We start from the raw sequence: 25,709 nt of genomic DNA on the forward strand, positions 1-25,709 counted from the left end.
ATATACTCCAATTGATATCTCTTGTTAATTTCGTAATTGCTTTTTTTCATTACGTTAATACTTTATTAAAAATTGGAACTTTTGTTTTTTATTTACCCTAGGAACTTTTGTTTTTTATTTCATATATTTAAAATAAATAGAATACGTATAATTACTAAACTAATTTAATCTAAAATAATAATTATATATAATAATCATATGATTAAATTAGAAGTAAATTATAAAGAGAGAATAGACAAGTATATTTCCGATAATTCGGAACTTTCAAGAAATGATGTTAAACAATTAATTTTGCAAGGTGCAGTTTTATTGAATAACAACACAATACCAGTCAATAAACCTAAATACATAGTTCAACCAGGTTGAAACATTACAATTACCAAACTAATCGAAAAAGAAACTAATGTTGTTCCCACTGCTATGAGTTTAGATATCGTGTACGAAGATGACCATTTAGTGATTTTGAATAAACCAACTTCACTGGTGGTGCACCCAGCACCCGGTCATTACGACGATACATTGGTTAATGGTTTATTGCACCATTTTAAAACACTATCAAATGAAAATGGTTTATTAAGACCTGGGATTGTCCATCGAATAGATAAAGATACAAGTGGCTTATTAATTGTTGCTAAAAACAATGAAACACATATCAAATTGGTCGAAATGCTTAAAGAACACAATATTCACCGTTCGTATATTGCTATTGCTGACGGTTTGATTGAAAACAAAACCACTAAAATAAATTTACCTATCAATAGACACGCAAATGATAGAAAGAAAATGACTGTGCATAGAGACGGTAAAGATTCAATAACTACTGTTTACTTATTGAAACATTTCTATTTAGACAAGACACCAAAATCATTAGTTCGGTGCGAGTTACAAACTGGTAGAACTCATCAAATTCGTGTTCACTTAAAATATATAGGACATCCAGTGTTTGGCGATCCTGTTTATAATAAAAAAGTAGATGATTTCAATCAACGTTTGCATGCGTACAAACTTGAATTCGATCACCCGATAACAAATAAACATATTAAAGTCTACGCCCCAATTCCAAAGGAATTTGATGTTGCCGATTTTGATTTTAGTCAATTAGAAAACTAGTAAAAGGAGAAAAATGAAAAGAGATTATTTAAAAATTACCGATACAAATGAACTTTGATCTTTAGAAAAATCAAGATTTAGATTATTTATTATTGGTGCTTGTGTTTCAATAGGGTTGATTTTATTGACTATTATCACTAAGACGATAGTTGATGCAACATTGCTTTTTATTAGAGAAAACTCTCTGCAAGAAGGAAAATTAGAATTACCATCAGATGTGCTAATAGATTTGGTGTTACTATCAATCAATATCTATATTGCCATAACGTACTACAAAAGTATTTCCAAGAGCTATAAAGAAAAAACATTTGAATATTTAGATCAACGTGCAATAATGTTTTACGGAATAATGTCGTTTATTTCGATCATAAATTTAATCTTTTTATTCACTAGATCATTTAATAAAAATACAAATTTAGATCCAATTGAAATTGCATCAATTACAATTGGGGCTCTATTAATTGTGATGAATATTGCATTTTATTATGGCTTTATTAAAGAAACAAAATTTATTGGTCTTGCCTTTGCTAATGCAAAAGCTATGCAAAGTTTAAAAAATCAAATGGCAGATAACGAAGAATTATCAAATATGATGTCTCAATTATTCGGTTCAAAAATAACAACTGAAAACGATCAAAAATCTGATAAAAACACCGAAGACGAGAAAATATTACAAGAAAAACAACAAAAAGAAACAGTCAGAAATGAAAAAATAAGTCAGTTAATTTCCTTACCAAATTCCAAATTATTTGCAATTGCCGAAAAATTATATATTAGTGGCTACGAAAAAATGGACAAAGAAGAATTAGCTAACTTAATTTACGATATTCTAGAAAAAAATAAATAAATTTGTGGCTGAAATGCCGCTTTTTTATCGAGGTAAATAATGTACAACTTAGATATTGAAAAAGAATACTCAAACAAAAATAATATTTTAGGAATTGATGAAGCAGGTAGAGGCGCATGTGCTGGCCCGCTCGTTGTTGCTGGGGTAATTTTGCCTAAAGGATATACAAATAGTCTGATTAATGATTCAAAAAAATTAAGTCAAAAGCAACGTGATAAAGCTTTTGAAATTATCAAAAAGGATGCAATAAAATATTCAATTAAAATTGCTACACCAAAACAAGTAGATGAATTGAACCCTAAACAAGCAACAAGAAAGTTAATGAAGGAAATTGTGGAAGAATTAAATTTTGCCGATTTAATAATTACTGATTTTGAAAAAGTCGACATTTCTTATATTGAGCAAATCAATTTAATTAAAGGCGATTCTCAGTCTTTATCAGTAGCTGCCGCTTCAATAATTGCAAAAGTTTACCGTGACAATTACATGAACTCATTGTCAACTAAATATCCTCAATATTGTTTTGATAAGCACAAAGGATACTGTACAAAATTACACAATGAATTGATTGAAAAACACGGAATTTGTGAAGAACATAGAATAACTTATAAAAACGTTGTCAATAGTCTTTCAGTTTTTAAAAACAATAAAATCTAAAACAAATGTAAAATATATTTACAATTCAAATATTTAAAGGGAGTTAATATGAATTTTTATCAAAAAATTATGGACAGATATAGTGTTAGGGAATTTGATACAAATAACCCAATCACTGATGATGAGTATAAAAAAATAATTGACGCAGTAAATTCAGCACCTACATCATCTAATTGGCACTCATCGAGTGTTATTGTTGTCAAAGACCGTGAAATATTGACTGAGTTAAGCAAGGCAAACAAATTTACAGGAGCCTTAAAAACAGCTGATATATTATTGGTTTTTTTAGCCGATTTCAATAGAATGAATGAAGCGAAAAAGGAATTTCCTGAGTATGAATACAATAGCAATTCAACTGAATCATACACTGTCGCTGTAGGTGATGCTTTTATTCAAGCAACTATGGCACAAGATATGGCTTTGAGCCTAGGACTTGATACCTTATTTCTAGGTTTAACAAGAATGATGGTTGAACCATTAATCACAAATTTAAACATACAAGGACAGGCTTTTCCAGTTGTTTCGTTAGCCATTGGCCACAAAGCTAGTGAAGGTAAAATTAAACCTAAATTGAATAGAGTATTTGAAAATAAATACGATATTGACAGATTAAAACATGATGTCGCTGAATACAATGATCAAATTTTAGATTACTTTAAATTAATTGCTCCTGACAAAGCAGCATATTCATACACTCATGCAACCATAAAATCAGCCTCAAGTTACAAAATGAACACTGACATCATTGAAAAAATTTGAGATTTAAAATTAATAAAAAAATAAAAAAACACCTGTTTTCACAGGCGGTACATAGAAGTTACTCACTTCAATGCGGCTCATCGCTTGTTAAGTATAACAAAATAACAAATCATAAAAATTAAAAAATGGAGAAAAATGAAAAAAATTATTTACGATTATCCTTATGTTTTTAAAGATAACAACAATCCCGAAGAAAATATAATTTTTGTTCACGGTTTTAATTCAAGCCCAAACACATTTAAATTGTTTCAAAATTATTGAAAAAATTCAAATTATTATGCGATTCAATTCCCGGGAAATAGTGGAGTAAAAGCAGTAAAAAACCATAAACTTAGTGTGTATCAATTTGCTGAGTTATTGATTGATTTTATTGAGCAAAATCAATTAAAAAATGTTACTTTAATCGGACACTCAATGGGGGGCGGGACAATTTCATTAGCCTACCGTATGAGACCTGAACTATTCAAAAAAATGGTTTATGTAGCACCGATGAATAAAACATCTTTAGCAACAGCAGATGCCTATAAACAAACATATTTCCCAAAGAACTTCGATGAATTTTTGAATTTTCTTAGAGGTTTATATTTTGATATTTCAAAATTCACTAATGATGAAAAATGAATGCGTTTAACAAAAGCTACATTCAATGCAGATGACTTTAATAACCCTGATATTTTAGAATTAGGAGATTCTTTACCTGTTTTAAAATTACACAATGATATTGAGGCAGGTTTAGAGAGCATTAATGTGCCAACGCTATTAATATTGGGCGAAAAAGACGCTGTAATTGCAAGAGATCAGTGTTTGAAGTATTTCAACGAACACGTTAAAGATGTACAAACAACATTCATTCCTAAGACAGGGCATATGATGTTTGAAGAAAATTGAGATAGTTTTATTTCAATTCTAGAACCATTTTTACTAAAGAAATAAATATTTGGTAGCTTTGTTGGCTACTTTTTTTATTGCATTTTTAGAATATAAAAAAAATGCGCAAAAGCGCATTTTGATTTGTGATTAGTCTAATTCAATATTGTGAAATACTTCTTGAACATCGTCATCATCTTCAAGTTTAGCAATAAATTCCTTGATTTTTTCTGTTTTTTCTTCGTCAAATTTCACTGTTGAATTAGGGATATATGTAACTTCACATTGTAAAAATTCACTGATACCTAATTCGTTTTCAATAGCGTTTTTAACTTCACTAAACACATCTGGTGTTGTTGAAATTAGATAACTGCTATCGTCTACATCAATATCGCTTGCTCCGTGTTCCAATGATGTTAAAGTAATTGTATCTTCATCAACTAATTCTTTTGATACCTCAATAATACCTTGTAAATCAAATTGAAAAGGAACTTGACCTGTTTTACCTAGGGTTGCGTTTTGACGGTTAAAGTATGCGGTCATTGATGACTTAGTACGATTCATGTTGTCGCTCAATGTTTTAATTAAAAATGTTGCTCCACCAGTAATTGTGGCATTGAATAAAGTTTCAACAAAACTTGCACCATCTTTCGCTTCACCTTTTGCCTTTGCTAAAGCTCTTTCAATATTGGCTTTAGGCATATTTTTTGCTTTTGCTTTAGAAATTGCTAATTTTAAAGCTGGGTTTGAATCTGGATCAGCTCCGCCAGCACCAGTTGCTACTACATAAATCTCTTTAAATAGTTTTTGGAATATTTTCCCTCTTGCTGCATCTTGTGCACCTTTACGGTGTGCTATATTAGCTGAATGTGAATGTCCTGCCATATTATTTCTCCTTCTTAAAATATTGTTCTATTGTTTTGGGCTGATATGCTTTTTGTCTTTTATGATGAGTTGCTCTATGCAATCTTTCAATTTTAAATTTTATATTAGTATCTAATAAATCTAAATTATTATTTAAGTAATTATCTAAATCATTATACGAAAAACCTAATTCGTCTTCATCACTTTGTCCTTCTCATAAACCGGCAGAAGGTTTTTTATTAATAATTGAGTCCGGAACATTTAGGTGTTTGGCAAGTAATCTAACCTCATTTTTTAATAATCTAGAAATTGGAAGTATATCAACTCCCCCATCACCATGTTTGGTGAAATAACCAATAAATAATTCATCTTCATTGTCAGTACCGACAACTAGATAATTTTTTTGTTGTGCTAAAGCATACAACGTTGTCATTCTCAATCTAGGTTTGATGTTGCCTAATGACATTTTATCAGTAACATTTGTTGCTGATTTTATTTCTTCAAATGTTGATTTCAAATCAACTGAAATTAAATTTAATTCAATGTTTTTTTGTAGCTGTTCAATATCATTTAAGTCAAAACTCATTGAATCTATTGGCATGACAACGCCAATAGTATTGTCGGGAAAAGCGCGTTTTGCAAGAGCAGAAACCAATGCTGAATCTATCCCACCACTAATTCCGACAATTAAACCTTTTGCTTTGGCTTTTTTTACACGTTCACGCAATCAATTAACCAAATAATTGCTATATTGTTCAATTTTTTGTTCAATAGGTTTTGAATTTATATTACTGTTTTCTCTCAAACCAATTCTCGGCATATTAACTCCATTTTCTTATATAAGAATATTACTATATATACAATATATAGCCTAAATTTTGAATAAATTTATTCATTTAATTCGCTTGAACTGTCATTTAAAACTTGTATTCTCATTCGTGAAGCTTTTTTAAAGTTGCTATTTTCATTCTCGTTATCAAAAACAATTTCTCTCAATTTGACCATATCAGGATCGAATGATGATAGTTTTTCTCAAGCATTATCGCTCATTGTTATCATAAATTCAAGTGTTTCTTTATCAGTTGATAAATTCGGCATTTTTAAGAAAAAATCTTCATTTTTTTCTTTAAATAAATTGATATTGTCTTCAATCTCTCTTCATTTATTTTCCAACATATAATCACTAAACAAATCCGCACCATATCTAAATGAAATTGAAATATCTTGCAAATGTTCGTTATTTGTAAAGTTATCGAATTTTTCTTTCGAACTTATGTATAAAGGGTCAATAAACCACACAATATATTTGATTTTTCAATCAGGATTTCCTTGCGAGAGTGCTTTAGCTCTAATTATAGATTGTTCAATAAATTCATCAGCTTTCTTTTGCGAAAAGGTATCTCTTTTTCGTGCAAATATTAAGGTCATTTCTTTATCAGTTGAGTTACGAAAAGCAATTGAAGTCCTAAATTTAATAACTTCGCTTTTATCAATAATTTCTTCTGAATTCATATCATCTAAATTGTCTCTGTCAATAACATAGTCCAATTTAAATGAATTTTTTAGGTGCTCAATATCGTCTAAATTAGAATAGAAAATTTCCTCCGCACAATTTACAATAAATTTGTAATAATTGTTCTCTTGTGCTCTTAAAAAAGATTGTTCTAATTTAGTAACAATATTGAACGGGTGCAGATTTGAATTGAATCGATAAGGCGATTCGATTAATTTAAGCAATAATTTTGGCCCATTACCATTGTTCAATATGCTTCTTAACTTTAGTTCAAAACTAGTGTAATCCATTATTTCTCCTTTATCTAATTTTGGATATTAAATATTTCTTCAAAATTTTCTGGTTCTTGTTCAACAAAGACTTCCATTTTGTTTTTATTAAAATCAATAAACCTTGTGTTTCAAAATCTTTTTTTCGGCTTTAATAAAATATTTAAAAAATGATTAATTCCTTTAGGATCTGTGTATAGAGGCGAGTGATTTTTACCGATAATCAAATGTGCTGCGTCAATGTTCATTGCATATTCTATTAAACGTTTAGTATCAACAATGGGGTCATTTTCACCGATCATAAAAATCAATTTATTTTTGTTTAACGTATACAAATCATCTAATTTTTTTAAAAATTCAGGATTAAGTAAATTATCTTTAATTATCGGAATCCATTTTTCATTAACGTTCATAATACTGCGACCGATTGATGAAAATTTTAGACCCATGCTCAATATTTTTGTTCAAAAATCACCTGATTTTACGTTATTATTCAATAAATTTTTCATCATTGAATATGACTGAGATTTAACCATATTGGGATTGATAGGAGAAAGTAAAATTACTTTTCTAACTCGATTGTGATTTGCTAATTTTGCCCCAACATAACCAGACATTGAGTGTGCAATAATGTATATGTGTTTTGTTTTTATTCTGTTAATAACTTGATCAGCGTACTCACATCATTTATCTAAATTAATTTTAGAATTTATGTCTTCGCTTTGAATATATTTACTGCCAGGAAAATTGATTGCGACAGTGTTATACTCGTGGTCTAGTTCAATAAGTTTTTGACAAAAATCGCTGCTTGAATTTATCCCGTGCAAAAATAATATTGTAGTATCACTTTTACGATCGTCTGTGTAAATTGGAATTTGTTCATTATCAAAATCAATATAATTAAAGTTCATTATTTAATTATAGTTTAAAAAAACTAACACTGTTTAAAATATTGCTTTCATTGTAGTTGTGTTTAACTTTTTTACACTTAAAAACGTGTATTTTAGTAAAAAATAAAGTTCTAGAACGAACTTTATTAGAATTTACTATCTGGAATATATAGTTTACCATCGACTGACGAAACATTCGATACAGTAATCAATGCGTTTTTATCAACAGCTCTTATTTTTTTAATTAATCTAGGAACTTGTTTATATAAAGTTATTGAAGAAAGAACTTTAGTTTTAGATCCTGAATAACCACCTTCACCAACAGTGACTGTAAAGCTATTAATTGTTTTCTTATCGCCAATAATAGCAGATTTAATAGCACTCATGTGTGGTGAGTAAACTTTACATTGTACAATTTTAAATCTAGGGAATAATTTATTTAGAGCAAAGACAAAAACAAAGTTTGAAATTAGGGTTGAAACAAAGTTAGGTGAAAGATACATTGATGGCGATCAAGCCAGTTCTTTAAATGATTGTAAGGTTGAAATAATTCTTCCTTGTTGGTATGCACCTAAATTGTCTCAATTTTCAATTCTTTTAACAAAAGAACCTCAATCAGCAACTGTGTTAGTTGGGGCTATTTCTTTAGCAAATGAATTGATTAATAAACTTCCTGGTAAGTATGAACCAATTGCCACCGCTACTACCAATATTCCAAGATTGATGTAACCATTTATGGTACCAAAGTTTTTTTGTTTAACTACTGACATGTATTCACCGATAATTCCGGTAACACCTGCCGATCCACCGATAATTGCAATAACTGCAAAAAAGAATGCTAATAAGAAACCATAAACAACACCAAAAATCATTTGTGCTATAACATTCCCTGCATCGTTTCAATGTAAAGGAATTAGCGATCACATTTGATTTTTACCAGCTCAATAATATTTAACAATATGTTCTTTTAATTGAACAGGAATATCATTGTGCGAAAAGTTTCCGATTAAGTATAGTTTATCCGATCCGGGAATTTGCCCGACGGCAAATGAAACTAAACTTGAGACAACTAAAAATAAAATTGTCAATAGAGTGAATAGCTTTCCTGTTTTTTTTCAACCAAAAATAAATATTGGTATCGAAAGAACAATATAAAGAATTCAGAACAATGAGTGATCAATAACATTGTAAATTGCGGGACTAATATTTTTATTATTTTTCAATAACACATTGGTTATTCTGGCAGTCGCTTGCCCGAAAGCTGCTGCCCCAAAATTATAAATACCTGGGTTTTTAACTAGAAAAACACTGATAATACCGAATAAAACTGCTAAACCAGAAGTGATTAACGCAAGTTTTCACATTGGCATTGGTGCGTAAAATCTTGATAATCTCAGTACAAAGTTAGATAATTTTGTATATTTATACTTTGTATTTTTTCTTGCAACAGTTTTTTTAACACCCTGTCCAGGTTCTTGAGTAAAAATATCAAGACTTGCTGGATCTAATTGAGTTTCAGATGCAATAAAATCATCTTGATTGGCGTTTGTATTTAAACTTTCTAACCCATTATCTTTTTTATTCATAATTCTCCTTTCCTCGTATTTGTATAAAAAAAGAACTAAAAAAATTTAGTCGCGTTTTTTACAAATTATAAATTATTTTCAATAAATGTGAAATCACATTATAATATTAATATTAAATTTAATAGAGGAGGTAGCTTTGCCAGATAAAAAAGAATATGGTGCTTCGAACATTAAAGTACTTAAAGGATTAGAAGCTGTTCGTGTACGTCCAGGTATGTATATTGGTTCAACAGGTCCAAGAGGTTTACACCACTTGATTTGAGAAATTGTCGATAACTCTGTTGATGAAGCGATGGCAGGATTTGCTGATAAAGTCTCAATTACAATTACTAAAGATGGTAGCGCAATTATTGAAGACAACGGACGGGGAATACCTGTTGATATTCACCCCGAAACAGGTCTTTCAACAGTTGAAACAGTTTTAACTGTTTTACACGCCGGTGGTAAATTCGACTCAGAAACATATAAGGTTTCAGGGGGATTACACGGAGTTGGAGCTTCAGTAGTTAATGCTTTGAGTACCAGTCTAGAAGTGTGAGTTAATCGTAATTCAAAACAATATTACGCTCGCTTTGCAAATGGTGGCGAAATTGTTGAGCACTTAAAAGAAATTGGTGATATTGACTCTGAAACAACTGGAACTAAAATTAAATTTAAACCTGACTTTTCAATAATGGACAATCATCCTTTTGATAAAAATGTAATTATTGACCATGCTAAACAAATTGCATACTTAAACAAAGGTTTAAAAATTTCTGTTACTGACGAAAGAGATGGCACAGAAAAAGAATTTCATTTTGAGGGTGGTATTGTTGATTATGTTAAAGAATTGAACAAAGGCCAAAAACTTATTCACCAAGATGTAATCTATGCTGAAGGTGAATACTCATACAATAATGAACCATCAGTTGCAGTTGAAGTTGCTGTGCAATATAACGAAAAAATAACCAGTAATGTTGTTAGTTATGCAAACAACATTATCACCGTTGAAGGTGGAACACACGAAAGCGGTTTCTATGATGCTCTTGTACGGCTAATTAATAATTATGCTACCTTGAATTCATACGTTAAAAATGATGATGATAAATTCACACGTGATGATGTTAAAGAAGGAATAGTTGCGATTATTTCAATAAAACATACAGATCCTATTTTTGAAGGACAAACAAAAAGTAAATTAGGAAATAAAGACGCTCGAATTGCAGTAAATAAAGTGTTTAGTGATTCTCTAGAAAGATTCTTAAACGAAAATCCTGCTGAGGCTAAAACATTAATTCAAAAAATTATCGATGCTCGAAAATCAAGACTTGCTGGACAAGCAGCTCGTGACGCTGCTCGTCGTAAAACAGTTTTTGATACTGGGTCATTACCAGGAAAATTAGCTGATTGTTCTTCAAAAAATGCTGAAATCAGTGAGCTTTACATTGTCGAAGGGAATTCAGCCGGTGGATCGGCCAAAAACGGTCGTAACCGTGAAACACAGGCAATTCTACCATTGCGTGGTAAAGTTATTAATGTCGAAAAAAATGCACCAAGTAAAGTTTTTGGCAACGCCGAAATTTTATCGTTAATTTCTGCTCTAGGTACAGGAGTTGGTGAAGATTTTAACATCAATAAGTTGAGATATCACAAAATAGTAATCATGACCGATGCCGACGTCGATGGTTCTCACATTCGAACCTTATTATTGACCTTTTTCTACCGTTATTTCAGACCATTAATTGAATATGGCTTTATTTACATTGCTCAACCTCCTTTGTACAGATTACAACAAGGTAAAACAATTAAATACGTTTATACAGATGCTGAAAAAGAAACATTAATGGCCGAAATGAATCAATCTCAAAAAATCACCGTTCAACGTTATAAAGGGTTAGGTGAAATGGACGCTGAACAATTGTGAGATACAACAATGGACCCAGCAAACAGAAAAATGCTACAGGTTCAAATTTCTGATGCGGCACAAGCCGACTGAACATTTACAACCTTAATGGGTGACGAAGTATTTCCACGTCGTGAATTCATTGAAGCTAACGCAAAATATGTAAAAAATATCGATTTATAATCAAAAAAGAAACACCTTTAACAAAAAATGCAAAAAAGGTGTTTTTTTTAATAAAAAAATGTGTTTTTATATTAAAATTATCGTAATAAAACAAATGAAAGGAATTATTATGTTAAGAGAAGTTGATCAAACTACTTATAAAAATGAAATTCACGGCAAAGAAGAAAAAACATATTTACTAGTTTTTCACGCTTTATGATGTCCACCATGTAGAAATTTCAAACATTCTTTAGAAGAATTAGCAGAAAAAAATGGTGTTAATGTTTACCGTGTGAATGTTGATGAAAATCTAGACTTGCCAAGCGAATACGGCGTAAGAAATCTACCTACTTGATTTATTATGAACCCTGATGGTACAGTTGCTGAAAAAGTTGTAGGTTACAAACCTTACGAAGACTTATTCCAAGACCTTTCAAAATACTTATAATTAAAGCGAGCAATCGCTTTTTTTATTTAATTGAATATTTGCTTGCTATAATTTCACTATGAAAATAATCAGCGATAATCGAAAAGGTTTACACGGATATAAAATTATTGATACATATGAGGCGGGGTTAGTTCTTGAAGGCTGGGAAGTTAAATCGGCCCGTGCTGGCACTGTTCAACTAACAACCTCATATTGCTTTTTTAGAAATAATGAAATTTTTCTTTCTAATGCAACATTTAAACAGTTCATGCTTGTTAAAGGCGACGAAACACGTGAACGTAAATTATTAATGCATAAAAATGAAATAATTAGGTTAGCAAATAAAAAAGATCGCTTAGGTGCTTCAACCATTTTGCCTACTAAAATATACTTCAATTCAGCATCAAGAATTAAAGTAGAAATCGCTTTGGTTGTTGGTATGAATAAAGCTGATAAACGTGAAACTATTAAAAAACGTGATAACGATCGTTATCTACAAAAAGTATTGAAAAATTATAAATAATAAAAATAAGGCGACGCCTTATTTTTGTGTAATTATTACTGGTTTAAACACGTGAGAAAACGATTTTTGTTCAGTATTTGTTTCATTAAATTTCGCGTTTTCAACTGACTGAATAATTTTTTCGATTTGCTCACCAATTTTTCTATAATCAACAAATATTTTTGTTTTATATTTTTTTTGTGTGTCATATATTGATTGAAAACCAATATCTGTTAGTCTTAATTGTTTATCATTTGAAGAAACTAGATTTACGAATGTTTCGTGTGTTGAACACACAACATTAACATGATTGTTATCAATTAAATATTTTTGGAATTTTTGTACTTCGACAATTTTTTTGTTATCTACTAAATAACGCTCGTATTGGATATTCATTTTTTCACAGGCTTTTTTGAAACCTAAAAAACGTAAGTAACATTGTCTCTCTGATAATTTAGCGTCATCAGCATAAATTAATTTTTGCGAAGGTTCGATGTAATCGGCGAATATTTTTGTAACAGAGAAAAACGCATTTTCTACATCAATATCAACTCAATTTATTCCTTCAACTTGTTGTCCGTAAATCACAGTTGTTGTATCAAAATGTTGATGTTTTAAGAAATGGATAATTTGGTCGTTTTCAATTTTTGGTAAAAAGAAAACAATTGCGCTTGGTTTTCAAGCTAAACAATACTTAATTGTTTCGATGTACTCGTGTTGGTTCGGTGATGAATGTGTAATAAACACTTTTTTACCATTTACTTTTGCGGCTTGCTCGATACCGTTCATTATGTGTGTGTAAGCATTATCGTATCATTCGGGAACAATGATAAATATTGAACTACTACGACCTTTAATAAGTCTTGCACCATTATTTGGATAATAACCGTGTTCTTTGACTACCTTTTCTATTTTAGATTTTGTTTTTTTACTTACATAACCACCGTTATAGTATCTACTTACTGTACTAATTGAAACTTTAGCTAACTTTGATATATCTTTATATGAAAAACTTCTCATGATTAAATTATATATAATTTATTAGAATATTTGATTTTAGTTTATAATAAAAATGCTTGTAGAACAATAACATCGTAACTTGGTCAGGGCGGGAACGCAGCAGCCACATCGAAACGTGTTGTGTCTATGGGCGCTTTTTTTATTCAATTTTATTAATCATTTTTAAGAAAGATGACAAAACTTTTACCATATTTTTTGGTTTTGATATTTTTAAATAATGTTGGGATTTTGATATTATCAATATTATCAGTTTCAATGATAATTTGCCCTTCATTATTCAACAAAGAACTCTCTTTGATTAGCTCCAAAGCTTGATTGACTATCATATAATTTTTATATGGTGGATCAATGAATATAAAATCAAAGACTAAATCTGTGTTTGCTAAAAATTTCAATGAATCAGTGTTTAATACTCGTTGATTTTCAATTTTCAATGATTTTAAGTTGTCATTGATTGTTTTTATAGCCACAAAATTATTGTCAATAAAAACAACACTGTTTGCACTGTTGCTCAATGCTTCTAACCCCATAGCACCACTACCGGCAAATAAATCTAAAACATTTTTATTTTCCATATCAAAGCGTATGGAATTAAAAATCGCTTCCCGAACACTATCTTTAGTAGGACGAGTTAAATCAGTAGCAGGTTGCTTAATTTGTAATCTTCTAAATTTTCCTGAAATTATTCTTAACATATCACCTCGTTTATAAAATCTAATTTATGGTATTATAATTAAACTATGAAATACAATGTAAAATTAGTAAAATTACCCAATAAAATTTTAAGAGAAAAATCTCAAGATATTCCAATTCCCTTGACCCCTGAGGACATTCATTTAGCCGAAACAATGATTTATCACATTGATGATAGTCAAAAAGAAGGAACTAAATTTCAACCTGGAGTAGGTGTTGCCGCTGTTCAATATGGTATTTTGAAAAATATGTTCTATATAAACACTGAAGAAATAGACCCATTATTGATTTCTAACGGTGCCAGAAAAATTAAAGATGTTTTTATTAATCCAAAAATAATAGCAAAATCAGAGCACAAAATTTCATTGAATGATGGTGAAGGTTGTTTAAGTGTTGGCTCAAATATTAAAGGTCAAGACGGGTATGTTTATCGTGCAAACAGAATAGTTTTTGAGGCTTATTCATATAACGAGAAAAAAGTTGTTAAAATGGACCTAGAAGGTTATTTAGCAATTGTTGCACAACACGAATTAGACCACTTGAGTGGTAAATTATTCATTGATAGAATCAATAAGAAAAACCCTTGAAAAAAAGAAGCAAATTCGCATCTTGTAGGATAGTTAAAACGATAGTAATGCCTAAAATTAGCTAGGTATTATTTTTATTTAGTAAAATTGTAATGTTATGAATAATTTCGAATTTTTAAACAGTAAGTTTTTTGCTTTTTTCTCAAAAAGCAACGGTTCAGTAGCAACAATAATATCATTGGCTGTGATATTTGTTATTGTGGCTATAGCCGTAATAAGAGGAATATGAGGAGGTTTTTGACATTCATTAATTATGTCAATTTTGGGAATCGCCTTTGGTGTTTTAACCTTATTGATATTAACTAAGTCTGTCTCTGGTTTTACTCATAAGAAATTAATGGAATTAGACATATTCAAAGTCGATGACACATTAAAATTATTTGCTGATGATGTCAATGGCGTAGCGTTAGGTGTGCTATTCCTGATAATAGTTGCTTTATTCCATATTGTTTCGCTGATTATAACAGCAATCATTGTCGGTGCATCACGTTTAACACCGAAAAAACTAAAAAAACGTGGTAAAAAAGTTAAATTAAATAGACTTTTAGGTGCTTTAATTGCTCCTGTGTCAGTAATCCCACTTTCAATAGGGTTTGTCAATATTACTGGGGTATTTGGCAATAAAAACAAAATTGCCGAGTGAAATGACAAAATTCTTTATACGCTTTCAGGCGGACAAATTAAAGGAATATCTAGATACACTCCGCTTGTAACAACTATTGTTGAAATAAAAGAAAAAAATATTGATTTATCAAAAGCTAAAGAGGCATTAGAATTAATTCAAAGAGGATTTAATCCAGATCGTATCCATTTTGATAAGCCTACAAATAAATTAACTATTGCTTTATTTAACCAATTAACAACAACACAAGAAATCGAAAACTGAAACAATTTGTCGAAAGTTAGCCAAATAGTTTTAAATAATTTAAGCCAAACAAACGAATCATGAAATCTGTTTACTAAGATGATAAGTTCAAAATTGAATTTTGGTGCCGAAACACAAAAAAGAAACGCTTCATACATTAAACAGATCTACAATATTATCAAACTATCATTAGAAAATCCTGATGAGACTAAAGTTAAAATTGACTATTTTGACGAAAATCGCATAAAACCAATACAAAGCAATATTTCTAAAGAAAATCAAGAACAATTAGTTAATATTTTTTACAAAAAAATGATTAATTCTCAAGACAAAAATGTAGAAAATTTAGCTAAAAAATTAATAAAATCTTTATTTAATTTCAACTAGGAGAAAATATGAACATTTCAATCAAAAATGTTGCCAAAAAACTAGGTGTTACTGAAACACAAGTAACAACAGTTTTAGACTTAATTGCTGATAATGCAACGGTACCTTTTATCGCCAGATATCGTCAACAACAAACCGGCGGACTTGATGAAGAAATTATTCGTCAAATCAATGATTTATACATATACGATGTTGAATTGAATAAGAGAAAAGATGCAATTATTGAAATTTTGAAAGAAAAAGAGCTTTTAACAAAAGAAATTGAAAATAAATTGCGTGCCGCAGAAACAAAATCAGAAGTCGAAAACATCTACGAACCATTCAAGGTTGGTAAAAAAACTAAGGCTACCGAGGCAATAGCTTTAGGTTTAGAGCCATTGGCTAAAGAAATAATGACAAATACCAACCCTAACTATAACCCTTATAAAGATGCTGAAAAATACTTAAATGATAAAGTTGAAAGCGTGGAGTTTGCCTTAGAACAGGCAAAATACATAATTAGCCAAATTATTTCGCAAGACACGTCAACACGTGAATATGTCAAAAAACAGTTATTTAATTATGGGAACATTGTAACTAAAGTCAAGAAAAATGTTGAAGATGAAAACAGAAATTTCGAAAACTACTACGACTACAGCGAAAGAGTTAAATTTATTCCAAACCACAGAGTAATGGCTATAGCCCGTGGTGAGAACAAAAAAATAATCTCATATGATATTTCATACAACGAAAAGCAAATTTTATATGAATTAAACAACGTATATTTCAAAAACAAAAAAACAGGTAAATTAATCAATGAATCTATTCAAGATTCTCTTGATAGATTGATAATTCCTTCAATAATTCGTGAAATTAAAGCCGATTTATTTGCTAGAGCAGAAAAAGAGGCAGTTGAACTATTTGCCAATAGTCTAGAGGACATGCTATTATGACCAGCAGTTAAAAATAAAACTGTTTTGGCAATTGACCCAGCTTACGCACACGGATGTAAAATTGCCGTTTTAGACCCACAAGGGAATTTTCTAGAAAAATGATTAATTTTTCCAACCCCACCACGTAACGAAATTGAGCGTTCAGCTAAAATCGTAAACTCGATTATAGATAGACGCAAAGTAAACATAATCGTTATTGGTAATGGTACTGCTTCACGTGAAACAGAAGAGTTTATCGCCAACTTACTAAAACAAAGACGAAGAGACAAAGATGAAGATATTCAATACGCAGTTGTCTCTGAAGTTGGAGCTTCTGTTTATTCAGCTTCAAAAATTGCACAAGAAGAATTTCCTGATTTTAGCGTTGAAGAACGCTCGGCTATCAATATCGGCCGTAGATTCCAAGATCCGTTAAATGAATTGATTAAGATTGATCCAAAATCAATCGGTGTTGGTCAATACCAACACGATGTTAATCAAAAAGATCTTTCAACAGCCTTAAAATTTAAAATCGACAAGGTTGTGAATAAAGTTGGAGTTGATTTAAACACTGCTTCAAAAACAATACTTACATACATTTCTGGTCTAAGTGAAAAAATGGCTCAAAATATAATTGACCACAGATCGAAAATCGAAAAATTTAGCGATCGAAATGAGCTAAAAAACGTTAAAGGTATTGGACCAAAAGCTTTTGAACAAAGTGTCGGCTTTTTACGAATACACAATTCTAAAAACTTCTTCGATAGAACCTCAATTCACCCTGAATCATACAAATTAGCGGGTCAACTTGTTGACACATTAGGCATTGATTTGAATGATATTGATATTGAGTTATTGAACAATCAAAATATTGAAGAATTAGCTAAAAAATTAAATTCTAACGTCTATGATGTAAGCTTCATTATTGACTCATTAAAAAACCCTACAAAAGACATTCGAGATGAAAAAGATGGCTATATTCTAAAAAAAGATGTTTTAAATGTTGAGGATGTCGTTAAGGGTATGGTTTTAGACGGTAGTGTTCAAAGTATTACTGATTTTGGTGCGTTCGTCTATATCGGTATAAAACAAAATGTATTAATTCACATCAGTAAAATGAAGAAAAATGACAAACATTTAATCAAGCATCCTAGTGAAATATTGAAAGTTGGGCAAAATATTAAAGTTGAAATATTAGAAAACGATATTGAAAGATCTAGAATCAGCGGACGCCTAATTTATAAAGACTAAACATTGTGGTTTTTATTCAATAAAAATAATTTTAAACTCGAATGATTCAGTTCGAGTTTTTTTGATATTTTTAATAATTATCTTTAGCATTTTTGCTGAAATAAATCCAAACATAGGACATAATTTTAATTATTTTTTCCATGTTTAGTCTAAAAAGTAATATTTTAGTATTATTAATATATGAATAAATTTACAAACTTATATAACACAACTGAATATACTTTTTTAGATTCACTAATACGTATCAAAACATTAGTTGAAGAAAGCAAAAAAGCTGGTTTAAAAGCTGTTGCCTTAACCGACCATAACAATATGTTTGGACTTGGCTTATTTCTTGACACATGTGCTTTGAATAATATTAAACCAATCGTCGGGCTTGACCTTGATGTTAGCGAGTATAGATTTATATTGCTTGCTAAAAATTACACTGGTTTTCAAAAATTAAATGAGCTTGTGTTAGAAAAATCAAAAAACAATCAAATTTTGCTCTCTGATATTGATCACACTGATCTAATAATCATAGATCACCCTACTGATGGTTATTACACTAAAAATAGAGAAATGTATCAATTTGAAAATGCAAAATATTATGTCAATTCATTGGATATTAATATTGAAAATGCTATCTTTATTAAACAAAATCAGCTATTCAACAAAAATGATATTGATACATTAAATTTATTGCAAAAATTAGGTAATAACTCAATTTCTAGCACAATGTTAGACTATTTTGAAACACCTGAATTAGACCCTATAATAATTGAAAGAATTGACGAAATTATTGAAAATTGCAATTTTGTATTGCCGGAAAAAAAATTACATTTGGCTAAATACGATAATAATGATGCGAAGCAAAATGAAGCACTTTTAGTTGAGTTATTGAATAAGGGTATTGATAGAATTCGTGATGAATTGCCTAAAGACATAAATGAATGAAAACCAAGATTATCATATGAGTTTGAAACAATTAAATCATTAGGTTTTGTTGACTATTTTTTAATAATCCAAGATTTAGTTAACTGAGCAAAATCTCAAGGTATCAGTATCGGTCCTGGTAGAGGTAGTGCGGCCGGTTCCTTTATTTCTTATCTTTTAAACATTACATCAATAAACCCATTGAAATATGATTTATTATTTGAGCGTTTTTTAAATCCTCAAAGAATTTCATGACCTGATATTGATATTGATATTCAGGACGATCGTCGTATGGAAGTGTTTGAATATTTAAAAAATAAGTACGGTTTTAATAGAGTCTCATTTATCTCAACATTTCAAACTTTAGGGGCTAAGATGGCTATAAGAGATGTGGGGCGAATGTTGGAAATACCTTTAAACAAAATCAATATTATTTCCAAAACTTTATCACCTAGCGAATCTTTATCGGATGCAGTGCTTAAAAATCCAGCATTTAGAAAAGAAATTGAAGAATTTCCATTGCTACTTAAACACGCAATGAAAATTGAAGGACTGCCTAGACAACAAAGTTATCATCCTGCAGGATTAATAATTGCTCAAGAAAATATTTCAAATTATGCTCCTGTATGTTTAAGCAATGACGGGCTTTATCAACAAGTTCAACTAACAATGGATTTTGTTGAAAATTTTGGTTTGTTGAAAATTGATTTATTAGGTTTAAAAACACTGACTGAAATTCAAAATATGGAGCAATTGATTGATAAAAAATATTGATTTGAGAACTTATTAAAAACACCAGAACACAAAGAAATTATCAACGACCAAAAAGTTTTTAAAAATTTAAATGATGGATTTACTGAAGGTTTATTCCAATTAGAGTCGCCCGGAATGAAAAAAACAATTTCAAAGGTAAAATTAAACTTGTTTGAAGATTTATACGCCATTATTTCTCTATTCCGTCCTGGACCGATGGCTTATATATCAACTTATGCCAACAATAAACAAAACCCTTCGTTAATACAAAAAATTCATCCTATTTATGATGAAATTTTAAGTTCAACATACGGCATAATGGTTTATCAAGAACAAATAATGTTAATTGCACAAAAAGTTGCAAACATGAGTTTTGTTGAAGCAGACTTTTTAAGACGAGCAATCAGTAAAAAAGACGAACAAAAGATAAGACAATATAAAGACAAATTTGTTGAAGGCGCTTTGAGAAATGGTTTAAGCGAGAGTCAAGTAAATAAAATTTATTCAAATATTGAACGTTTTGCCGAATACGGATTCAATAAATCACACGCAGTTTCTTATGCGTTTTTAACAATGAAAATGGCTTTTTATAAAACATATTATCCATTAATTTTTTATTCAGCATTAATTTCAAATTCAAGAGGTTCGCAATCAAAAATTAATCAATATGCTTTAGAAATTAGAAAGCAAAACAAAATTGTCAATTCACCAAGCATATTGCATTCGTCAGCTAATACTGTTATCAAAAACGGTCAAATTTGATTACCTTTCGATATCATCAAAGGTTTTGGGGGTGAAAGTATCAATAAAATCATTCAAAACATTGATGAATATGGACCATTTAGCAATAATTTAACAGAAACAATATTGAGATTACGCCTTGCCGGTCTAACCGACAATGCAATTGATATTTTAGTTCGCGCCAATGTTTTTAGAGAATACGGCAATATGAATTCTATTCTTAAACAACTGAGCACAATTTTAGATGAATTTAGAAGCATACCTAAAGATACTGATTGAATTACTTTAAAAGATAAATTCGAAAAAATGGGTAATTTTAATTACTCAGTTGATGATGTCGAACGTGATATTGCTTTTGAAATCAAAAATGAAGAAGAATTATTAGGGATGTCTTATAATGCTTTTGACACCTCGCGTTTTGAAAAAGAGGGTGGTGTTAAATTGAACTCTATTCCAATGAATTATTCAGAATGAGTTGTTGTAAAAGTTGAACAAATTAAAAAATTAAACGCTAAACCTTATTTTATTATTGAATTAAGCGATAGCACAACTAAACAAGTTTTCTTCTTGAACAACTCAAAATGAGACGAATGGTCTAATGTCAAAAAAAATGATCTAATAAGAGCAAAAATAACAAACAATAATTCAAAACTAAAACTACTAACATTTAAAGGAATTTAATATGAATAACAAAAAAGATAAATTTTTACTTATTGACGGCAACTTTTTGCTCTTTCAATCATTTTATGCGTCTTATTCAAGATACGGTTCGTCTATGCAAGACTCGCAAGGACGTAGCACAAATGGTGTCCACGTCTTTTTTATGACTTTACACAAAATTTTAAATTACATTCAACCACAATACCTGTTTATCGCTTTTGATGCACATGGTAAAACAAAAAGACATCTTCTATACGAAGATTACAAAGCAGGTCGTTCAAAAGCACCCGAAAGCATTCATGAGCAATTTGATTATGTAAAACAAATTTTAACTGGTTTTAACATTAAATGATTTGAACAAGTTGGCGATGAAGCGGATGATTTAATTGCAACATTAAGCCAAATTGAAAATGTGGAAAAATATATTTTTTCCAAAGATCAAGACTTATTACAATTAGTCAACGAATCCACAAGTGTTATATACAAAAGTAGCGATAATGAATTTGATTTATACACAACATCAAATTTCGAACAAATACACAAAATTAAACCTTACCAGATTCCAGATTTAAAAGGACTAGCAGGAGATAGTTCAGATAATATCAAAGGTGTTGCGGGAATAGGAAAAATTGGTGCTATTAAACTAATTAATAAATATGGTTCAATCGAAAATATTTATCAAAATATTCACGAAATTAAAGGGGCAACAAAATCAAAACTTGAACTAGGTGTTAATGATGCAAAATTTGCAAAATCATTGACAATATTAAACAAAAATGTTGAAATGAATACCGATTTGCCTTTTTACTCAGTAACAACCATAAATGTTGATGAAGGAATCAATGTTTTAGAATCGTTTGATTTGAATTATGTAATCACAAAATGAAAAGAATTTATGTAACAGCGTATTATTTTGACGCTGTTTTTTTGTTATATATTTTCATATTTTTTTCACAAATAGCCCTCCTATAACCACATATAGTGGCGAAATATGAGGTTTTAATATAAAATAAAAATGTAAAAAATACATTAGGAGTGAAATGAATAAGAAAAAAATTGGCTTTTTAACAATTGCCGCAACAACATTGACAGCTTTCCCAGTTATTGCTGCTTCATGTACCAAAAATACTGATTATTCAAAGGAAATCAGTGTAGAAGTTAGGGGAGGACTAACTAAACCTGCTTCAGCAGTGACTGTGGGTGACATAAACGCAACCACAACTGCTGGTGATAAAATTACAGTAAGCGTAAAAAGCGTTAAAGTCTCGAGCGAATCTAATACTACTTTATTAGTTACATTAGAAGTTAAAGACAATAAAACAGGAAAAATTTCTGAAGTTATTAAATCTATTACCGGATTCCCACAAACTCAAAACGAAAACACAGACAGTGCCCAATCTGTAAACTATGCAGAATTAATCACTGTTTCCGTACCGGATGAAATTAAATCTAAATTCCCTAAAGATGTAACAATTCCAGAAGTAAGCGTTACACTAAACAGTCAAAACGCAACTGCTGCCGTTACTACATTAGCCACAAATAAAGCTAATAAATCAATTTTGGATGTTACTATTACAATAACCGAATCAAACGGTAACACCTTGAGAATTGTTAAACAAATTGAAGGATTTAAAGAAGAATACCCAGAGCAAATTCAAAGCGCTTATGCTGAACTTCCAAACAATATCAACATTGTTAAAAATATTGCTAGTTCAAAATATTTTGCCACTGCTCAAGATGGAGCAAAAGTTTATTGAGATTATAAACAAGCTGCATTTTATGACAAACCATTCGTGAATGGTAGTGACGAAAACAATACAAGAGTAAAACTGTTTGAGGTTAATCAAGACTTCAGATTAGGTTTCGGAGTTAACACAGTATCTCCTAGAGAAGAAGGAAAAGAAGATAGCGAATTAAATAACAGTGCTGTTTTAGTAAAAAATGATGCTGGTTACTCATTGAAATTTAGACTATCGCAATACAAAAACAATAAAACACCGAGTGTATTTTATGATGATGTAGTTACATCGCAAAATCAAGAATTCACATTTTTAACCTTGGACCAACTTAATGAAAAATCTAGTGGTGTTACTTTAAGTTATCCTAATGCCGCAGATGTTAAAGAAGTGAATGCTGTTGCTGGAAACATAACGAACAATTTAGATGATGAAAATCTAAAAATTTCAATCAAAGAATTTAACCCACTAAACGGACAAGGTAAAGTTGCTGTAACTTTTACAGTTACTACACAAGTTGGAGATGAAGTTCTTGAAACAGAAATTAAAAACCAAGAATTAACCGGCTTTAAAATCGACGATTTTGACGCACAATTTGCTAATCTAACCGCAGAATATCCAAATATGGGTGAAACTCTTGCTTCACAAGCGGTTGCAAATTCATTTACATTTAAAAACGGGGATCAAGATTTCAATTTCCCTGAAGGAGTTACAAAAACTGTAACTATAAAAGAAAATTCTGTAAATGACTATAAAGGACTTTTAACAATAACATTAAATGTTTCTAAAGACGATAACACATTTACCAACGATTATAGTTTTACAGGATTCAAACATAAAGAATTTAATTTCCAAAATTATATTAATGATGAATCGCATCGTCCAGTTCTAAACCCAGAAATCGAAGCAAATAAAGCAGAAACTAATGCAGCTACTCTGCTACCTTCAAACTTTACACTTCCTGAATATGATGCGCAAGCAGTTAGCGCAGAAATAGTCGGTGTTAGTGTCAAAGGAGATAACAACACCGTGGCTGTTGTTAGTGTAAATTGAACAAATATCCTTGTTGAAAATTCAGATCCTGTATTAAAAACCTATGAATTTGATGGATTTAAAGCAGTTGAAAGCAAAGAATATCGTACTCCTGAACTATATGCATTAGCATGAAACAACAAATTATTTAAATATGTTGCAAACGAAGAAAACAACAATAGAATAATTAATCATTACGAAAAAAGCAAGAAAAAAGACGAAAATGGTAGAAAAGTTGCATTTATCACCATCAAAAATAACGCTGTTACTTTAAACAAAAAAGATCCAGCCTTTACATCTGCCTTATCTTATGACGAAAGCGTTGAGGTGCTTACACACGGAGGGAATAATAACGTTTCCTGACCACATAAAAAAGGATCAAACAAAGGTATTGCAATTGTTAACGATGGAACCAAATACTACATTGAGTACGTTTTAGTTTTAGCGAACGGTGAAGATGATACCGAAGTATTTAAACTTGAATTATTCGATACAGCAACAACAAACGCAGAGAACTAATTATCAAAAATAGATCAAACTTATAAGTTTTTTCTATTTTTTTATATAAAAATTTTTTTCAAATATTTTTGCAAAAAAACGAAAATGCTGATTTTGGCTAAAAAATTAGCAAAATAATGCATTATCTGCTAAAAAAACGAAAAACGCGTATAATAAATAAAATTTTGACCGATTTTGCGTTTTTTGTATAATTAAGACATATAAATAATAATATTAGATTAATAATAAAATTAAATTCAAGAAAAGAGGCTAAAATGAAAATTGAATTAGGAATTTCTACTTTTGGTGAAACAACACCATTAGAAAAAACAGGAAAAACTATTCCACACGATGAAAGAATTAGACAAATGGTTGCTGAAATTGAACTAGCTGATAAAGTTGGTCTTGATGTTTATGCAATTGGCGAACACCATAGAGATGATTTCGCAGTATCAGCTCCTGAAATTGTGATGGCTGCTGGTGCGGTTAACACAAAAAACATTAAATTATCAAGTGCTGTTACAGTATTGTCATCAAATGACCCAGTTAGAGTTTATCAAAACTTCTCGACTGTTGACGCTTTATCAAATGGTAGAGCAGAAATAATGGTTGGTAGAGGATCATTTACCGAATCATTCCCACTATTTGGTTACACATTAGATAACTACGATGAATTATTCACCGAAAAATTAGACATGCTTGAAGAAATCAAAGCTAACGAAATACTTGATTGAAAAGGAAAACTAACTCAAAGTGTAGATAAAAGAGGTGTATACCCACGTCACATTAACTTACCTATTTGAGTAGCAACCGGTGGTAATGGTCAATCAACACTACAAACAGCTTATAGAGGTCTACCAATTATTTATGCAATTATTGGTGGAAATCCATTCGCATTTAAATATTTAGTAGACGCATATAAGGAAACTTTCAAAAGTGTCCACGGTGATAATTTAGAAAATATGCAAGTCGGAGCTCACTCATGAGGTTACATTGATAATACAACTGAAGAAGCTGTTAAAAAATACTACTACCCAACCAAAATTTTTGTAGATAGAATCGCAAAAGATAGATCTTCATGAAGAGAATTATCTAAAGAAGCATACGAACACATGGTTTCTGAAGAAGGGGCAATGATGGTCGGTTCACCAGAATTAGTTGCTAAAAAAATTATTAAATTAGTAGAGGGATTAGGATTAACAAGATTCTTAATTCACCTACCAGTTGGTTCATTGCCACATGAAGATGTTTTAAATTCAATCAAACTTTTTGGTGAAAAAGTTGCACCAATCGTTAGAGAATACTTCAAAAACAAATAATATAAT

22 protein-coding genes and 1 other RNA gene are annotated in these 25,709 nt (G+C 30.2%); 16 read left to right on the top strand and 7 right to left on the bottom strand.

Features of this window, described 5'->3' with window-relative positions:
• Positions 1–198 precede the first annotated feature (198 nt).
• The 5 genes from N1F73_RS00910 to N1F73_RS00930 all read left to right on the top strand — a co-directional run bounded on the left by N1F73_RS00910 (position 199) and on the right by N1F73_RS00930 (position 4,306).
• Positions 199–1,110: an RluA family pseudouridine synthase gene (locus N1F73_RS00910; RefSeq protein ID WP_260359496.1), complete on the top strand. Its 912-nt coding sequence runs from the start codon at positions 199–201 to the stop codon at positions 1,108–1,110.
• Positions 1,111–1,123: 13 nt separating this feature from the next.
• Positions 1,124–1,957, top strand: coding sequence for a hypothetical protein (locus N1F73_RS00915; RefSeq protein WP_260359497.1), 834 nt, complete (start codon positions 1,124–1,126; stop codon positions 1,955–1,957).
• Between the two features lie 39 nt (positions 1,958–1,996).
• Positions 1,997–2,614, top strand: a complete 618-nt coding sequence (locus tag N1F73_RS00920) for a ribonuclease HII (protein ID WP_260359498.1) — start codon at positions 1,997–1,999, stop codon at positions 2,612–2,614.
• Between the two features lie 48 nt (positions 2,615–2,662).
• A complete protein-coding gene (locus N1F73_RS00925) occupies positions 2,663–3,397 on the top strand; it encodes a nitroreductase family protein (protein WP_260359502.1) in 735 nt (244 codons plus the stop codon).
• 111 nt (positions 3,398–3,508) lie between these two features.
• Complete coding sequence (locus N1F73_RS00930) at positions 3,509–4,306, top strand: alpha/beta fold hydrolase (RefSeq protein WP_260359503.1); 798 nt, start codon at positions 3,509–3,511, stop codon at positions 4,304–4,306.
• A gap of 84 nt (positions 4,307–4,390) precedes the next feature.
• Here the strand turns inward: N1F73_RS00930 and N1F73_RS00935 are convergent, their stop codons facing one another.
• The 5 genes from N1F73_RS00935 to N1F73_RS00955 all read right to left on the bottom strand — a co-directional run bounded on the left by N1F73_RS00935 (position 4,391) and on the right by N1F73_RS00955 (position 9,362).
• Complete coding sequence (locus N1F73_RS00935) at positions 4,391–5,125, bottom strand: YebC/PmpR family DNA-binding transcriptional regulator (protein WP_259289963.1); 735 nt, start codon at positions 5,123–5,125, stop codon at positions 4,391–4,393.
• A gap of 1 nt (position 5,126) precedes the next feature.
• The gene (gene nadE, locus N1F73_RS00940; RefSeq protein ID WP_396888677.1) at positions 5,127–5,876 is read right to left on the bottom strand and encodes an NAD(+) synthase; all 750 of its coding nucleotides are present in this window, start codon (positions 5,874–5,876) and stop codon (positions 5,127–5,129) included.
• Positions 5,877–5,992: 116 nt separating this feature from the next.
• Positions 5,993–6,907: an HpyAIV family type II restriction enzyme gene (locus tag N1F73_RS00945; protein ID WP_260359506.1), complete on the bottom strand. Its 915-nt coding sequence runs from the start codon at positions 6,905–6,907 to the stop codon at positions 5,993–5,995.
• A gap of 14 nt (positions 6,908–6,921) precedes the next feature.
• Positions 6,922–7,797, bottom strand: coding sequence for an alpha/beta fold hydrolase (locus N1F73_RS00950; RefSeq protein WP_260359507.1), 876 nt, complete (start codon positions 7,795–7,797; stop codon positions 6,922–6,924).
• Between the two features lie 125 nt (positions 7,798–7,922).
• Positions 7,923–9,362: a DUF2179 domain-containing protein gene (locus tag N1F73_RS00955; RefSeq protein ID WP_260359508.1), complete on the bottom strand. Its 1,440-nt coding sequence runs from the start codon at positions 9,360–9,362 to the stop codon at positions 7,923–7,925.
• A 136-nt stretch (positions 9,363–9,498) separates the two neighbouring features.
• Here N1F73_RS00955 and gyrB point away from each other — a divergent pair, with 136 nt between their 5' ends.
• From gyrB to smpB, 3 genes are all read left to right on the top strand, one after another.
• Entirely contained in the window at positions 9,499–11,427 is a 1,929-nt protein-coding gene (gyrB, locus tag N1F73_RS00960) for a DNA topoisomerase (ATP-hydrolyzing) subunit B (protein WP_259289958.1), read from the top strand.
• A gap of 94 nt (positions 11,428–11,521) precedes the next feature.
• Positions 11,522–11,854, top strand: coding sequence for a thioredoxin family protein (locus N1F73_RS00965; RefSeq protein WP_311733628.1), 333 nt, complete (start codon positions 11,522–11,524; stop codon positions 11,852–11,854).
• A 58-nt stretch (positions 11,855–11,912) separates the two neighbouring features.
• Positions 11,913–12,356 carry an SsrA-binding protein gene (gene smpB, locus N1F73_RS00970; protein WP_259289957.1) on the top strand — a complete coding sequence of 148 codons (444 nt, stop codon included), beginning with the start codon at positions 11,913–11,915 and terminating at the stop codon, positions 12,354–12,356.
• A gap of 18 nt (positions 12,357–12,374) precedes the next feature.
• On the opposite strand, the gene N1F73_RS00975 is transcribed toward smpB, so the two are convergent.
• Positions 12,375–13,355 carry a LacI family DNA-binding transcriptional regulator gene (locus tag N1F73_RS00975; RefSeq protein WP_259289956.1) on the bottom strand — a complete coding sequence of 327 codons (981 nt, stop codon included), beginning with the start codon at positions 13,353–13,355 and terminating at the stop codon, positions 12,375–12,377.
• Positions 13,356–13,402: 47 nt separating this feature from the next.
• On the opposite strand from N1F73_RS00975, the gene ffs reads away from it, so the two are divergent.
• An RNA gene (gene ffs / locus N1F73_RS00980) (signal recognition particle sRNA small type) lies at positions 13,403–13,499 on the top strand.
• Between the two features lie 8 nt (positions 13,500–13,507).
• Here ffs and rsmD read toward each other — a convergent pair.
• The gene (rsmD, locus tag N1F73_RS00985; RefSeq protein WP_260359510.1) at positions 13,508–14,050 is read right to left on the bottom strand and encodes a 16S rRNA (guanine(966)-N(2))-methyltransferase RsmD; all 543 of its coding nucleotides are present in this window, start codon (positions 14,048–14,050) and stop codon (positions 13,508–13,510) included.
• Between the two features lie 45 nt (positions 14,051–14,095).
• Here rsmD and def point away from each other — a divergent pair, with 45 nt between their 5' ends.
• The 7 genes from def (at position 14,096) to N1F73_RS01020 (ending at position 25,703) form a co-directional block, all read left to right on the top strand.
• Positions 14,096–14,668, top strand: coding sequence for a peptide deformylase (gene def / locus N1F73_RS00990; protein WP_259289954.1), 573 nt, complete (start codon positions 14,096–14,098; stop codon positions 14,666–14,668).
• 64 nt (positions 14,669–14,732) lie between these two features.
• Positions 14,733–15,887, top strand: coding sequence for a hypothetical protein (locus N1F73_RS00995; RefSeq protein ID WP_259289953.1), 1,155 nt, complete (start codon positions 14,733–14,735; stop codon positions 15,885–15,887).
• A gap of 8 nt (positions 15,888–15,895) precedes the next feature.
• Positions 15,896–18,049 carry a helix-hairpin-helix domain-containing protein gene (locus N1F73_RS01000; protein ID WP_260359512.1) on the top strand — a complete coding sequence of 718 codons (2,154 nt, stop codon included), beginning with the start codon at positions 15,896–15,898 and terminating at the stop codon, positions 18,047–18,049.
• 180 nt (positions 18,050–18,229) lie between these two features.
• Positions 18,230–21,139 carry a DNA polymerase III subunit alpha gene (gene dnaE / locus N1F73_RS01005; protein WP_260359515.1) on the top strand — a complete coding sequence of 970 codons (2,910 nt, stop codon included), beginning with the start codon at positions 18,230–18,232 and terminating at the stop codon, positions 21,137–21,139.
• Between the two features lies 1 nt (position 21,140).
• Complete coding sequence (locus N1F73_RS01010; protein ID WP_259289950.1) at positions 21,141–22,019, top strand: 5'-3' exonuclease; 879 nt, start codon at positions 21,141–21,143, stop codon at positions 22,017–22,019.
• Positions 22,020–22,158: 139 nt separating this feature from the next.
• Positions 22,159–24,405 carry a lipoprotein 17-related variable surface protein gene (locus tag N1F73_RS01015; RefSeq protein WP_260359517.1) on the top strand — a complete coding sequence of 749 codons (2,247 nt, stop codon included), beginning with the start codon at positions 22,159–22,161 and terminating at the stop codon, positions 24,403–24,405.
• Between the two features lie 254 nt (positions 24,406–24,659).
• Positions 24,660–25,703 (top strand): LLM class flavin-dependent oxidoreductase, encoded by a 1,044-nt coding sequence (locus N1F73_RS01020; RefSeq protein WP_260359518.1) that lies wholly within the window; start codon positions 24,660–24,662, stop codon positions 25,701–25,703.
• The last annotated feature ends 6 nt before the right edge of the window (positions 25,704–25,709 follow it).

The organism is Mycoplasma sp. HS2188 (assembly GCF_025209835.1).
In the GTDB taxonomy this organism is placed as follows: Bacteria; Bacillota_I; Bacilli_A; order Mycoplasmatales; family Metamycoplasmataceae; genus Mycoplasmopsis.